A 14,970-nucleotide genomic window follows, 5' to 3' on the forward strand; every position below is an offset into this window, starting at 1 on the left:
ATATGAAAATAAACTGACTATTTGCTAATTTGTGAATACAAATTAACAATTGTTTTCAAAAGTTCTTCAAGTGCATCAGCAGATTTCACAGGATTGTATTTCTCCATCTGAACTCTCTGCTGCAATTTATTGTATTCTTCTGCAACTGAAGCGCCTTTGTGTTTTTCAAGAAAAGTCTTAAACTCTGCTGCAGAGCCTTGAAAATACTGATTTCTCACTTCCTGATCCAATTCCTCTAGCGTTGTAAAGAACTTTTCATAATCGCCGTTATCTTTAAGATTTTCCAGATAACCGAAATAATCATTGATATCTGTTTTCAGCAATTCTCTGATCTCTTTTTCTGTTTCAGCTACTGAACCTAAAGGTTTTGACGGTATATTTTCCCTAACTAATGTACGTTTTTTTTGCCAATTTTTAAATAACAGATAAGCCACAAATAAGCTTATAAGAATGGCGATATTCGTTAAAAGGATATTCCAATGGAATTTACTTTTTTCTTTTACTTTAAATGAAGTAGTTTTTAAAACCGGTGTATTTACAGTCTCCAGAAGGTTATTAGTATACTCATTTACTTTTTCTACCGTAGAGCGGGCTTCCAGGATCTGATCGTGAGAAAAAGCATTAAGATCCAGTGTTTTTTGTCCCAGATCTACATATTCTTTATTTTCAGGATCAAAGAAAGCAAATTGCTCAGTTTTAATAGAGATTGCTCCTGATTTTTTTGGAATAATAACATAATTAGCCAGAATCTCGCCTTTCATTCCTGTAGTTCCCGGAGAAATTTTGGAGGTAATTTTCGGAGGAAAAACTTCATAATCCGGAGATGCTGCAATTTTAGGAAGTTCCATATCCGGTAAGTTTCCTTCTCCTGAAACCTTCACAACAACATTCAGCGGCTTTTTAGCTTCCGGCTTTTCTTTGGAAGCATTATATACATTGACATTAAAGTTTCCAACAGCATTTTTAAAACATTCAGGAGCTCCTTCCGGAAGCTTTCTTACATTGATTTTTACTTTATTGGAGACAATCTTCGTTTTATTAGAATAGCTGCTCACAGAAGCCGATACTCCGGGAATTTCAACAAACCCTGCTTCATTTGGAAATACCATAAACATGGCCAACACCTGTGAAGGCATATTTCCATATCCAGACGGATCTATCTCAGATTTATCAAAATTAATAGGATGTACATTGATATTATCCTGCTGTGGAAGATGGATATTTTTCACCTTTCTCAGGTTATCCATATTTCTTGAATATACTCTAAGAACAGCAATGGTAGGCTGATCCTGATAGACTTCCCTGTCATCAATTTCCATATTCAGATAGACATCATTGGATGTATTGGCAGCTAATGCTCTTCTATCAACAATATCACGGATATTGACATCGAAAGGTTCTGTTTTATAGATTCTGTTGTTTACTGTAACCAGCACAGAACCAATTTTTATTTTTCCTTTTTTCTTAGGTTCGAGAGCAATTCTCGATACTTTTTGAGTAATTAAAGTATTGGTAGCAGGATCAATCACGGTATTGGTAACAGATCCGCTTCCTATAATATTAAATTTTGAAAGATCCGGAAGCTGAAAACCTGTCTGTTGTACAAGGTCACTTCCGTTAAGTTCAAGAACAATAGTAAGGTTTACGATATCCTTCCCTGCATACTCGGATTTGTCAGCATCCAGAGTAAGATTTACCTGTCCGTAAGTAATTACGGATGCGAGGGTAAGCAATATGTAAATCAATTTGTGCTGCATCACCAATCTTTCTCGTTGCTTTCAGGCATCGAATAAGAATTTTTGTTTAAAATTCTTCTGGCGGTTTCTTTTTCTTTTTCGTTTATTTTATCTAAGATCGCATTTTCAAGATTCTTAGGCATTCTGCCTTCATTATTCTGATTCTGCTTAGGATTATCCCCCTGGTCGCTTTTACCTTCGTTTTGCGGGCCATTTCCTTGATCCTGTTTTTTGTCTTTGTCACCTTTCTGATCGTCACCTTTGTTCTGATCATTTCCGCCGCCGCCTTTTCCTGAGTTATTCTCTTGGTTCTTTTGTTGTTCTTTTTCTTTCTCTTTCAGTTTGGCAATCTCATAATTTTTTCTGGTTACCTCACTGTAGGGATCCTGCTTCAGAGCTTTCTTATAAAAATCAGCCGCTTTTTCCGGCTGGTTCATCTGCATATAAGCATTCCCTAAATTATGAAGAGCGGCAGTCTTATCAGGAAGTGTTTGTGAAAGTTTCTCTGCTTTTTCAAACTCCGTCTTTGCCTCTTCGTATTTTTTACTTTTATAGAGAGCATTCCCCATATTATAGTGAGCAGTAAAATCTTTATCATTAGATTTTATTGCTTCCATATATTTTGAGGAGGCTCCGTCATAATCTTTACCGTCAAATTTCTGGTTGCCTTCATGAACTAAATTCCTGTAGTTTTCCTGCCCAGACATGAAGCCTGAGAACGAGATGACAACAATAAACGATAAAAATATGATTTTAGTATTCATCACTTGCAAAATTATTCCTTTATATGTTAAGAAACAGAGTTTTATTTGTTAAAATTCGGTTAAAGTACTTGTAGAATTTCTTCTATAAATAAGGAAAATCTACACATTAAAATCCTTTTTCGGATTAAAAATATAAATTAAAAAGAAAAACAGAATAGATACTCCAAGGAAATATTGATAATAATGATTGGCATTCTGTGATTTCACCATGGTTTCAGCACCTGCAGACTTTTTATTGACTGCATCAACAATTCTGTCCGGAGCTTCATTGATATTATTGCCATCAATATAAGTTCCGTCTGTAGATTCTGCCATTTTCTTTAAGGCTTCAGTCTGTCTCTTTGAAATAACTGTTCCACCGTTCACATCTGTTTTGTACCCCATCAGCTGCCCAAATACATATTCCGGAACCGGGGCTCCTTCGTCGGTACCAATTCCTACAGAAGTAACGCTTATACCTTCTTTATTTGCCAGTCTTATCGCTGCATTATCGTTCCCTTCGTTATCTTCACCATCACTCAGCAAGATTACTTTTCTTGATCCTTTGCTTACATTTTTAAATTTATCCGCGGCAGCCTGCATCCCTTTTAGAAAATCCGTCCCCTGAATCTGCATAGAATTGGTTTCAATCCCGCTGATATAAGTCTCTGCAGAATTATAATCTGTGGTAAGAGGCATGATAGACATTGCATGTCCGGCAAAGATGACAATACCCACCTTGTCATTATTCATTTTCTTCATTGTAGCCGTCATCAGGTTTTTAGCTTCTGCAAGGCGGCTTGGGTCTATATCCTCAGCATTCATAGAATTGGATACATCCAGCATGAAGATCACATTGTTCAGTTTCTGGGTACTTTTCACCTCTTCTGAACCATTCAAAAGATCAATGATGGAAAATATCAGAAACAATGTTCCTAATAAATATAATGCAGGAAAAAACTTCGTGAATCCTGATCTCTTTTCAAATAAGTTATCGTGAAACTGGCTGGCTGCAAAAATTTCTCTTTTTTTGTTTCTCCATTGTAAGAAACGGATCAAAAAGAAAGCTAACAGCGGCAGAAGCAACAGTAAAAATAAATACCAATAATTTCCTAAAGACCAACTCATCAGCTTAAAATTTTATAAAACACCCATCTCAATAATGCGTCAAATACCAACATTCCTAAAGCAATCCAAAGAAATATCTTGAAATATTCTTCATAATTGTACAGTTTGGAAACTTTCACATCAGATTTTTCCAGCTGGTTGATCTCATCATATATTTCTTCCAGACTACTGTTTGAGGTTGCTCTGAAGTATTTCCCTCCTGTAGTCTGTGCAATTTCTTTCAAGGTATTTTCATCAATAGTCACTTCCGTTTCCGTAAAGATAAGATCTCCAAAAATGTCCTGCGATGTCGGCATCAGAGCATACCCATTGGTACCGATTCCGATTGCATATACTTTTATATTATTATTTTTTGCCAGCTCAGCTGCAACCTGTGGAGGAATGGCATTCTGAATATTGCTTACCCCATCCGTCATCAGGATCACAACTTTACTTTTTGCTTTGCTTTTAACCAAATGATTCACTGCAACAGAAAGACCTTCTCCGATAGCCGTACCAGGTTCAAGACCTGCAGAATTCAGGTTTTTAATTTCATCAACCACCACCTGATGATCTGAAGTAACCGGAACTTTGGTAAAGGCTTCTGCAGCATAAGCTACCACTCCAATTCTGTCATTGGGACGTTTCTGAACAAATTTTACAGCAATATCTTTCAATGCTGTAATTCTGTCGGGATTCAGATCCTTTGCAAGCATACTTAACGAAACGTCAATGGACAACATAATATCTACTCCTTTTGTATCATCCCTGTCTTGAGAAATCGTAAACGTTCTCGGTCTGGCCATGGCAATAATCAAGGCAGAAAGAATAATATACTTTGAGATTTTCAGTAAAAAAAGTACACCCTGGATTCCATCGCTATGGTCCATATTTTTTATGGTAGGCACTTTTATACCTTTTCTTCTCTGTTTTCCGGTATCCTTAATTAAAAGTGGGATAAACAATAGAAAAAGTAACAAGAACCATGGGCTGTAAAATTCAAAATTAAACATCCTTTCTTAAGTTTTCGAATTCTAAATCTTTGGATGATCTTTTCACAAAATCTCTGATATTGGCAAAATCGGTTTCCATTGTATTTTGATCAGGGAAGGTTTTGGCAAATTTCACCAGATCTCCTCTCAGGAATACATCCTCTATTATTTTTTCGTTGTCCTGTGAAATTGTATTGTTCTTTTTCATGACATCAATAAGGTCATCTGTAAGAAGAACATCTGCAGGAAGATGGTATTGTTTGGTAATGAAGGTTCTGGAAATATCGATCAGTTCAACATAGAATGAACGGAAGTTTCCTCCTTCAATATATTTTTTCTTTTTAAGTGAGTCAAGCTCTTTCAAAGTCTGATTGGTAGCTATTACCGGAGAACTTTTGGATTTCCTGCCCCATTTTACAATCATAACAATAGCAATGATTAAAGCAATACCTGCGAGTGCTGCCAGAATATAAAACTTGTAAAGCTCCCAATAATCCTTAGCGTCAAGTTTCACCTGCTTATTACTCATGATATCATTGATCTGATCTGCTTTCTGAGCCGTATTAATGACATCTATTTCATAAGGAATAGTTTTAAGTACTTTATCTCCTACTTTGAATTCCAGTTCCGGAATAGTAAACTTCCCTTCGTCGAAAACAGCAAATTCAATCTTTCTTTCGTAAGAATTGGCCGTCTGCCCGATACTGTCTTTGGTTTCTTCAAAATGAAAAGGGAGCAGTTCATTTTTCGGAGCGGAAGTTACCTGCTGCTCATTAAGATTATCAATCTTTATGGTAATATGATTGATTTCTCCAAGAGCAAGGGTTTTCTTTTCTACGTTAGAGGATAATATCTGTGAAAAAGCATTCGCACAGATCAGAAAAGATAATATTAAAAGTATTTTTCTCAATGTTAAAATAATAAAGGCAAATGCCTGATGTTTTTAGTTACGAGCTGAGCCCGTGTTATTTTTTCTGAAAATAATTATACAACAATTTTGAATAATCTGAGCCGGTATTAATATTCATAAAACTGGCAGAGCTGTTGGCAAAATCTTCTTCCAGAGCTCTCAGCTTTTGTTTTTGAGCTTCAGCGAAGGTATACCGCCATCTTGCACTGGAAGTATTGGCCCATATTTCTTTTCCGGTTTCCACATCAAGTAAACGGGCATATCCTACGTCAGGAATTTCATTATCTTTTTCATCATAAATCCTCATTCCCAACAACTGATGCTTCTTTGAAGCTACTCTCAGCATTTTGGAATCATATTCATCTCCAAAATCTGAAAACAGAAAAACCAAAGATTTCCTTTTAAAAATCCCCATCATATATTCCATAGCTTTGTCTATTCTGGATTCTGCCGGAACATAATCTGCGGTCAGAATATTACTGATAATGGAAAGAATATGTTTTCTTCCTTTTTGAGGAGGAATTACTTTATATACTTTATCAGCAAACAGGATCAATCCTACTTTATCATTGTTTCCGGCTGCTGAAAATCCTAGGCTTGCTGCTATTTCGGCTACATATTCTCTTTTCAGCTGAACTTTCGTACCATAATCCATGGAAGCAGAAATATCAACAAGAATCATCATCGTCAATTCCCTTTCTTCCTCCATTACTTTTACGAATGGCTCACGGAATCTTGCAGTTTTATTCCAGTCGATTCTTCTGATTTCATCTCCAAACTGGTAAGGACGAACTTCAGAGAAAGTCATCCCCTGCCCTTTAAAAGCGCTGTGATATTGCCCCATCAAAGCAGCCTCCGTCTTTTTTCTGGTACGGATTTCAATCTGCTTTACTTTTTTTACAATATCTTTTATCTGCATAGACCAAATTAAGGTTTAAAATTCAAAGTTTAATGTTGAATACAGGATGATAGTTTCAAGTTAATCTTTCAACTCAATAGATACATTCAACCATTCGTTATCAAACTTCGGACTGTATTTTTTATAAAAATTGATGGCTGGCTCATTCCAGTTCAATACCTGGAACACCATTCCACTGTAGTTTTTTGATTTCCCATATTCCAGCGTAGCATCAAACAGCATTTTTCCGATCTGTTTTCCTCTCAGTCTTTCTGTCACAACAAGATCTTCAAGATACAGCCTTCTTCCTTTCCATGTTGAATATCTGTCATAATACAGCGATATTCCCACTATTTCACCTTCAAATTCTGCCACAAAAGCTCCCCAGACCGGAGAAACTCCAAAACCATCCTGAATAAATTCATCCAGCGTCACTGTTACTTCATGCAATGCTTTTTCATATTCCGCCAGCTCTTTAATTAAATCCAGCATGGAAGCACAGTCCTCCAGAACTGCTTTTCTGATTAGTACATTACTCATTACGGGGCCTGGATTTTTGCTAAAATTCTATTAACGATTTCTTCTGATGAAACTTCTTCTGCTTCAGCCTCGAAAGTCAAGCCTATTCTGTGTCTCAATACATCTTTTGCCAATGCTTTTACATCTTCAGGAATCACAAAGGCTCTTCCCTTTAGGAATGCATATGCTCTTGAAGCGATAGCAAGGTTAATAGATGCTCTTGGAGACGCCCCAAAGCTGATATAATTTTTAAGATCAGAAAGACCGTAATTTTCCGGATAACGCGTCGCAAAAACCATATCCAGAATATATTTTTCAATTTTCTCATCCAGGTAAATCTGGTTGATCAATTCTTTTGCATCTACAATATCCTGAAGAGAAATCACAGGTTTCACAGTCGGCTGATGTGAAGTTGAAACCATTCTCATTACCTGTCTTTCATCTTCAAAAGAAGGATAATCTATGGTACATTTCAACATAAAACGGTCACTCTGTGCTTCAGGCAGCAAATAAGTTCCTTCCTGATCAATGGGGTTTTGGGTTGCCAATACCAGGAACGGCTTCGGCAGCTTCATTGTTTCATCACCAATGGTCACCTGCTTTTCCTGCATTACCTCCAAAAGAGCCGACTGCACTTTTGCCGGCGCACGGTTGATCTCATCTGCCAGTACAAAGTTCGCGAATACAGGACCTTTTTTTATAGAAAAATCATTGTCTTTGATATTGTAAATCATGGTTCCCACTACGTCTGCAGGAAGCAAATCCGGTGTAAACTGAATTCTTGAAAATTCACCATGAACAGCATCTGCCAACGTTTTTATGGCAAGGGTTTTAGCCAATCCCGGCACCCCTTCAAGAAGAACGTGACCATTCCCCAAAAGCCCTACCAAAAGACGGTCTACCATGTAATCCTGCCCAATAATAACTTTGTTGATTTCCTGTCTCAGAAGAGAAAATAAGTAGTTTTTTTCTTTTACTTTTTCCGTCAATTGGCGGATATCTTCAGCTTGATATATCTCTGACATAGCTTGATTTAAAATAAGTGGTAAATTTCTGATAAATACTTGCATTAATCAACACAATAAATGCCATTTTTGAGTTAAAGTTTGTTAAATATTCCAGTATTGATGCAAGGTTAAGAACTGCTGAAAGCTTAAAACTCAATAAGATTATTCTATTTTTTCATAAAAATATATAAATTTTGCTTTAATCACCTGCTCAAAAATTGTCATTTCCAGTTTATTAAACTATTTTTGGTGATTAAAAATTTCGCAAAATGAATTATCATTTTCAAGCGCACAGACAGGTAAGAAAGAACCTTTTAGACGTCCTTCAGAACACATCCCATGAAGATCTGATTCTTATTCCGGATGGTTTCAACAATAATATTTACTGGAATATTGCTCATACTGTTGCTACACAGCAGCTTTTGCATTATTACCTAAGCGGAAATCCTTTCCGTATTGACAAATATTGGATCGAAACTTACAAAAAAGGAACTTTACCGAATTTAAATGTTCAGAAGTCGGAAGTAGAAGATTTAGAGTTTTTACTTACGGAAACTTCGAAGATTTTAATGAAGGATTATGACAGTGATTTCTTCTCAGACTACACTCCTTACACGACAAGTTTTGGGATGGATCTGAAAAGCATTCAGGATGCCATTATCTTCAACAACATGCATGAAAGCCTTCACTACGGATATGTGATGGCGCAGAAAAGAGCAATTTTAGGAGAGAAAGGAAGATAGTAAATCTTGCTGCGCAAGTCAATGGTTAAATGTGAATATTTACACACCAAAATTGACTTACAACGTAAAATTCACGATTGACAATTCACTCTATAACTATATAATAAATTTTCAATGAAAGACGATTTTATTTTCGGGCTGCGTCCCGTGATTGAAGCAATTGAAGCGGGAAAAACGATTGACAAGGTCTTTGTGCAAAATGCACTTCAAGGTCCTATTTATGCTGAACTAAAAGCAATTTTAGCGAAAAATAAAATCCGTCCCAATTATGTTCCGGTTGAAAAACTGAACCGTTTTACAAGAAAAAACCACCAAGGTGTGGTTGCTTTTATTTCGGATGTACCGTTTCATAAAGTGGAGGATATTGTTCCACAATTATTTGAGCAGGGAAAAACTCCTTTTCTTTTAATTCTGGACAGACTTACTGATGTAAGAAACTTTGGTGCTATCTGCAGAACGGCAGAATGTGTAGGTGTTGATGCTATAATCATTCCGGAAAAGGGTGCAGCTCCTATTAATTCTGATGCTATAAAAACCTCTGCAGGTGCTATTTACAATATTAAAATATGTAAAGAAAACAACCTGGCTCATGCTGTGGATTTCCTTCAGCAAAGCGGAATTTCTGTGTATGCAGCCAGTGAAAAAGCTCAGAAATTAATTTATGATGTCAACCTTACAGAGCCATGTGCTATTGTTATGGGGAATGAAGAAACCGGAATTTCTAAAGAGGTTCTGCATCATGCTGACGAAAAAATAAAACTTCCTATTGAAGGGAAAACTCAATCTCTGAATGTTTCTGTAGCATGTGGAGCGATTTTGTATGAAGCGGTAAGACAGAAAATGACTGCTATACCAAATCCTTAAACATGAAAATAAAATTGCTTTTACCATTATTTTTTGTACCATTTGCATTGAATGCACAGACAAAAAATACAACAACTGACAACCACCTTACCACTGAACTTGATAAAATTGTTCAGAAGGAAGCGCTCACTTATATGCAGAATCCTGCACGTGTAGGGCTCTCAATAGGTATTTTCAAAGATGGTAAAAGTTATTTTTATAATTATGGAACCACGGAAATCGGAAAATCAGAACTTCCGACCTCCAAAAGTTTTTACGAGATCGCATCCATCACCAAGACTTTTACCGGAACACTTCTGGCCCATGCTTTAGCAGACGGTAAAATTAAAATAGATGATGATATCCGGAAATATCTTAGCGGGAATTATCCTAATCTTGAATTTGAAAAACACCCAATAACGGTCGGTAATCTTACCAATCATTCATCAGGATTACCTCAGTTCTTACCGGATCAGTCTGAAACATTCAAAAAACCGATGGACTCTGTTGCCATAGCATTAGCTGATTTTTATAAAAACTACTCGAAAAAGAAGTTTTATGAAGATCTTCATCAGGCTAAAGTAGATTTTGTACCCGGAACAAACTATAAATATTCCAATGTAGGAACACAGATCGCAGGAGATATCCTGGAAAAAGTATATCAGAAAAGCTATAAAGATCTGCTTTCAGAGTATATTACAAAGCCTCTGAAAATGAACCAAACCATTGTTGGTACGAATTCTGCACAGCTATTGACTCGCTATAATGAAAAAGGAAAAGTAATGCCCAGAAATTTCACAACAATTATGGCTCCTGCAGGCGGAATTCTTTCTACAACAGGAGATCTCGTGAAATACATGCAGTACCATTTGGATGAAAGCAATAAATATGTGAAAATATCCCATACTCCTCTTGTAAAAAGCGATGGAGATGGAATCGGATTGTACTGGAGGTCACATACCTATGAAGACGAAACTCAAATGTTTTTTCATACCGGAGGTACATTTGGTTTTTCAAGCGTACTTCAGGTCTATCCATCAAAAAATATGGGAGTTGTTATACTGTCTAATGAGTCAGATGGAGAATCTCAGGGGAAACTGTATGATATTGCAGAAAATATAATAAGAAATAGTAGTAAAAAATAAAGTTAAAATCAAATGAAGAACATTGCAGCGCTTGCGCTTATATCATCAATAGCTCTTGTATCTTGTAAAAAAGAAACGGCAAAAATAACGAAAGTAGATCCTAAAACCGGAAAAACGGTAACCGTAGAAGTTCCTGCTGATTCTGTGGCAAAAGTTGCAGAAAACCCGGCAATCAAAGATTCTGCGGGAGTTATCAAACAGACTTTTAAGCTTGAAAAAGGGAAAACTTATCCTCTTACCACTTATCAAAGGGATGTAAAAACAATGACGGATCCTCAGGGAAAATCTATCACTGCAACCAGTGAATCTACGGATGAAATGAACTTTGTAGTCAATGATATTAAAGGAGATGTATACGAAATGACCCTTAATCTTGTAGCGAAAAGAAATTCTCAGTCTGCACAGGGAAAAACAGTAGTGGTAGATACCAAGCTTGCTCTTCCTAAAGAGGATGATCTTAAAATGATCTGGAATGTAAACAAAGCACTTACCGGAAACAAACTTGCCATGAAAATGGATACAAAAGGTAATGTAATCTCTATTACAGGATTTGATGCTGTTTATACAAAAGTTTCCAATGCAGTAGGGACTCTTATCAAAGATGCCAATCAAAAAGCGAGTGTTGTGGCAAGTCTTAAAGAATCATTCAATGAAAAGGTATTAAAAGATCAGTTCCATAAAAATCTGATGATTATTCCTAAAAAAGGAGTAAAAATTGGTGAAAAATGGTCTACTTCTGAAAATGCAGATGCAAGTGGAGCTGTAAAAGTAACTTCCAATTATGTAATGAAAAGCTTAGGAAACGGATCAGCAGAAATTGCCGTTACCGGAGGTATTCCTAAGAAGACTGAAAAGAAAGCTCAGGGACCTATTACACACAGCCTGAGCAGTGAACTGGTTCAGAACGGAACTATTAAGTTTGACGAAAGCACAGGATGGATTACCAACCAGAATATCAACGTAAAAACGACACAGATAGAAACCATTTCAGATGGAAAACAATCTCAGTCTATGAAAAGCGTTTCCAATTCATCGGTAATGGTAAACCCATCTGCTAAATAACTGAATTAAATGCATTCAGGGTTTATTATTTAAACCCTGAACTTTAAATTTTAACATTATGAAGTACATTCTTGAGTTAGTACTCACTGCCATTATTATTTTCTTTGTCTGGAATATTCTGAAAAGGATTTTCTTTAAGACATTTTATAGTTACCGTTTTAATAACAATAATCAAAACAACGGACAGCAGGATATACAGGACTCGAATAAGAATAACAAACAGAACCTTAACTGGGATGCAGAAACTGTAGACTTTGAAGAGGTGAAAGAGAGTAAGGACAAAAGGTAACATTCCAAGAAATAAAAGATAATAACCAGCATGGCAAAAAATAAAAACTTCATTTATATTGCAGCTTCATTAGTCGTATTTATAGTTTTAGCATTTTTATATTCCACCCCTGTATTTACAGGAAAACAGCTTTTCCAGCACGATATTGTGCAATACAGAGGAGGAGCAAAAGAACTGCTCGACTATAGAGCGAATACCGGAAATGAAATCTATTGGAGTGACTCCATGTTTGGGGGAATGCCGACTTATCAGATGGGAAGCCAGTTCAAAGGTGACATCATCAAGAAAATCGACAGCAATCTGAATTTCCTGCCAAGGCCGGTTAATTATCTCTTCCTGCTGTTTGCAGGTTTTTTCCTTTTGGGAATGGTAGTAGTCAGAAACTGGAAGTATGCGCTCTTAGGGGCCACTTTCTTCGGACTTTCAACCTATTTTTATATCATTATTGCAGCCGGGCACAATGGTAAAGTAAACACCATTGAATATTTTGCACCGCTGTTAGCCGGAATTTTACTGGTTTATATCAGAAAACAATACATCTGGGGGTTCATTGTTACTACCCTTTTTATGGGGCTTCAGATTGCAGCCAATCACCCGCAGATGACGTATTATCTGTTCCTTGCACTAGGATTTTTATTCTTGTCTGAACTGATCAGAGCAATACTGAAAAAGACACCGATGAAGCATTTCCTTATTTCATCAGGAATTATTGCAGCATCATGCATTATCGGAGTTGGAATGAATTCACAAAGAATCATGGCCAATTCTGAGTATGTAAAAGAAACAGTTCGTGGAAAGCAGATCTTAAATAATGACAGCCATACTTCAGGAAAATCCGGAATGGATAAAGAAAGTATGCTGATGTGGAGCTATGGACAGCTTGAAACTTTAAACCTTTTCATCCCAAGATTGATGGGTGGCGGAAGCCAGGAGCCGGAAGGAAAAGAAATGATGAACAGAGTTCAGGAACTGGTTCAGGAAAATGTTGGTTCACAGGCTGAAATGGACAGAATTTCAAAAGGCTTCAGCGGAATGACCTACTGGGGAGATCAGCCGGGAACTTCAGGACCTGCTTATCAGGGAGCCATTGTATGTTTCCTTGCTTTTTTAGGATTCTTCTTTGCCAGAAAAAAATACCGTTACTGGATCTTAGGTGCTTCTATCCTGACTATTTTACTGGCTTGGGGAAGTAACTTTATGCCATTATCTGACTTCTTTATTGATTATGTTCCGTTTTATAATAAATTCAGAGCCCCTTCTTCAATCCTGGTAGTTGTAGAATTATTATTCCCTTTGATTGCCATTTTGGGATTATACAGATTCTTCACAGACGAAGAGCTGACTGAAGAATACAAGCAGAAAATTCTTATGTATACAGGAGGTGGAACTTTAGGATTTTTATTAATTCTTTTGATCTTCGGAAAATCATTATTAGGGTTTTCTACAGAAGGCGAAAAAACTTATTTTCCTCCTTTCCTACTGGATTATCTTGTAGATGAAAGATATAAACTATTCAGAATAGATGCCATAAAGGCATTTATTTATGTAGCGATTACTGCTGCTGCCTTATTCTTAACCTTAAAGAAAAAGCTTAATCAGAATATTGCTTTGGTAGTAATTGGAGTAGTAAGCTTATTTGATCTATGGACCGTAAACAAACGTTATTTAAATGACGAAAACTACGTAGATAAAATATTTGCTGAAAATCCTTTCCAAACAGAAAGTTCAGATCTGCTGGCTGAAAAAGTTCAGGGGAATCCTAATCTGGAATCCATTTTATCCAATGTCAATATTAACAAAACATTGGAAACAATCGCTGAAAAAGACAAAACTCACTACAGAATTTACAACCAGACCTTGGGTGTGACAAGTGAGACCAATACCTCTTATTTTAAAGCTTCAATTGGTGGTTATCACGCCGTAAAACTAAGAAGATATGATGATGTTCTGAATGAATACATCAATAATGTAGACAGTATAAAAACACCTAATATCTTAAACTTATTAAATGCCAAGTACATGGTTTTCGGAGGACCTGAGCAGCCACAGGTTGTTCCTAATCCAAAAGCCAATGGAAATGCATGGTTTGTAAGTGATTTAAAGTTTGTAGATTCTCCTAATCAGGAAATTAAATCCATCGGGACTATCGACAATAAGAAAACAGCAGTTATTGCATCATCTGATAAATCCTATTTTGACAACAAACCGGTTCAGGCAGATCCTGCTGCATTTATCAATCTTACGAAATACCAGCCTAACGAACTTGAATTTAAATCTCAGTCGAAGACTCCGCAATTAGCAGTATTCTCTGAAGTATATTACCCTCATGGCTGGAAAGTATTGGTGGATGAGAAAGAAGTTCCGTACATCAAAGCAGATTACTTACTTCGTGCAGTACATGTTCCTGCAGGAAACCACCACATCAGAATGGTATTTGAGCCTGAAGTAATTGAAAAAGGGAAATGGCTTTCTCTACTATCATTCGGATTATTCATCCTGTTGTCTGCATTTGGAATTTTCTGGATGAACAAGAATAAGAAAAAAGAAATTTTAGCTGAACAAAAAGCTTAAAACAATATAATATTGCACAATGTCATTCTGAATGAAGCATAGCGTAATGAAGAATCCCAAATGAAAACGTTAGGTAAACATAATTACTATGTCTATATACTGACTAATAAAACAAAGACAGTATTATAACCAACGATTTACAGAAAAGATTATACTGGCATAAAAATCCAGAAGCTATTGAAAAAAATTTCACATCAAAATATAATTGTTTTTATTTAATATATTTTGAACATTTTGATGACATTGAGACAGCAATAATAAGGGAAAAGCAAATAAAAGGCTGGACCAGTCAAAAGAAAGAAAACTTAATTAAAGAATTCAATCCGGATTGGAAATTTCTCAATGAAGAGATAGAGTGAGATTCTTCACTGCGCTCCGCTTCATTCAGAATGACATAGACATCAA

General features: G+C 36.3%; 15 protein-coding genes. 7 read left to right on the top strand and 8 right to left on the bottom strand.

Features of this window, described 5'->3' with window-relative positions:
• Positions 1 to 17: 17 nt before the first annotated feature.
• The 8 genes from ACTJIP_RS02795 to ACTJIP_RS02830 all read right to left on the bottom strand — a co-directional run bounded on the left by ACTJIP_RS02795 (position 18) and on the right by ACTJIP_RS02830 (position 7,930).
• Positions 18 to 1,757, bottom strand: a complete 1,740-nt coding sequence (locus ACTJIP_RS02795; protein ID WP_219073086.1) for a BatD family protein — start codon at positions 1,755 to 1,757, stop codon at positions 18 to 20.
• Entirely contained in the window at positions 1,757 to 2,500 is a 744-nt protein-coding gene (locus tag ACTJIP_RS02800; RefSeq protein ID WP_077418350.1) for a tetratricopeptide repeat protein, read from the bottom strand. Before ACTJIP_RS02800 ends, ACTJIP_RS02795 begins: the two co-directional genes overlap by 1 nt.
• A 99-nt stretch (positions 2,501 to 2,599) precedes the next feature.
• Positions 2,600 to 3,607, bottom strand: coding sequence for a vWA domain-containing protein (locus ACTJIP_RS02805; RefSeq protein ID WP_077418348.1), 1,008 nt, complete (start codon positions 3,605 to 3,607; stop codon positions 2,600 to 2,602).
• A complete protein-coding gene (locus tag ACTJIP_RS02810; RefSeq protein ID WP_077418346.1) occupies positions 3,607 to 4,599 on the bottom strand; it encodes a VWA domain-containing protein in 993 nt (330 codons plus the stop codon). Before ACTJIP_RS02810 ends, ACTJIP_RS02805 begins: the two co-directional genes overlap by 1 nt.
• On the bottom strand, positions 4,592 to 5,488 hold the full coding sequence (locus tag ACTJIP_RS02815) for a BatD family protein (RefSeq protein ID WP_180564328.1): 897 nt from the start codon (positions 5,486 to 5,488) through the stop codon (positions 4,592 to 4,594). Before ACTJIP_RS02815 ends, ACTJIP_RS02810 begins: the two co-directional genes overlap by 8 nt.
• A 55-nt stretch (positions 5,489 to 5,543) precedes the next feature.
• Entirely contained in the window at positions 5,544 to 6,407 is an 864-nt protein-coding gene (locus ACTJIP_RS02820; RefSeq protein WP_047378531.1) for a DUF58 domain-containing protein, read from the bottom strand.
• 60 nt (positions 6,408 to 6,467) lie between these two features.
• The gene (locus ACTJIP_RS02825; protein WP_077418342.1) at positions 6,468 to 6,926 is read right to left on the bottom strand and encodes a GNAT family N-acetyltransferase; all 459 of its coding nucleotides are present in this window, start codon (positions 6,924 to 6,926) and stop codon (positions 6,468 to 6,470) included.
• Complete coding sequence (locus ACTJIP_RS02830) at positions 6,926 to 7,930, bottom strand: AAA family ATPase (RefSeq protein ID WP_077418735.1); 1,005 nt, start codon at positions 7,928 to 7,930, stop codon at positions 6,926 to 6,928. Before ACTJIP_RS02830 ends, ACTJIP_RS02825 begins: the two co-directional genes overlap by 1 nt.
• Before the next feature lie 251 nt (positions 7,931 to 8,181).
• Between ACTJIP_RS02830 and ACTJIP_RS02835 the strand changes: the two genes are divergently transcribed.
• From ACTJIP_RS02835 to ACTJIP_RS02865, 7 genes are all read left to right on the top strand, one after another.
• A complete protein-coding gene (locus ACTJIP_RS02835) occupies positions 8,182 to 8,655 on the top strand; it encodes a DinB family protein (RefSeq protein WP_047387497.1) in 474 nt (157 codons plus the stop codon).
• Between the two features lie 114 nt (positions 8,656 to 8,769).
• The gene (rlmB, locus tag ACTJIP_RS02840; protein WP_077418341.1) at positions 8,770 to 9,519 is read left to right on the top strand and encodes a 23S rRNA (guanosine(2251)-2'-O)-methyltransferase RlmB; all 750 of its coding nucleotides are present in this window, start codon (positions 8,770 to 8,772) and stop codon (positions 9,517 to 9,519) included.
• 2 nt (positions 9,520 to 9,521) lie between these two features.
• Positions 9,522 to 10,643, top strand: a complete 1,122-nt coding sequence (locus ACTJIP_RS02845; RefSeq protein ID WP_440704090.1) for a serine hydrolase domain-containing protein — start codon at positions 9,522 to 9,524, stop codon at positions 10,641 to 10,643.
• A 12-nt stretch (positions 10,644 to 10,655) separates the two neighbouring features.
• The gene (locus ACTJIP_RS02850) at positions 10,656 to 11,705 is read left to right on the top strand and encodes a DUF6263 family protein (protein WP_077418337.1); all 1,050 of its coding nucleotides are present in this window, start codon (positions 10,656 to 10,658) and stop codon (positions 11,703 to 11,705) included.
• A gap of 58 nt (positions 11,706 to 11,763) precedes the next feature.
• Positions 11,764 to 11,994, top strand: a complete 231-nt coding sequence (locus tag ACTJIP_RS02855) for a hypothetical protein (RefSeq protein ID WP_047387482.1) — start codon at positions 11,764 to 11,766, stop codon at positions 11,992 to 11,994.
• A gap of 30 nt (positions 11,995 to 12,024) precedes the next feature.
• The gene (locus tag ACTJIP_RS02860) at positions 12,025 to 14,565 is read left to right on the top strand and encodes a YfhO family protein (protein WP_440704091.1); all 2,541 of its coding nucleotides are present in this window, start codon (positions 12,025 to 12,027) and stop codon (positions 14,563 to 14,565) included.
• Positions 14,566 to 14,741: 176 nt separating this feature from the next.
• Positions 14,742 to 14,924 (top strand): GIY-YIG nuclease family protein, encoded by a 183-nt coding sequence (locus ACTJIP_RS02865; protein ID WP_317169714.1) that lies wholly within the window; start codon positions 14,742 to 14,744, stop codon positions 14,922 to 14,924.
• Positions 14,925 to 14,970: the final 46 nt, after the last annotated feature.

The sequence above is a fragment of the Chryseobacterium sp. 22543 genome (genome assembly GCF_052044565.1).
Lineage (GTDB): Bacteria > Bacteroidota > Bacteroidia > Flavobacteriales > Weeksellaceae > Chryseobacterium.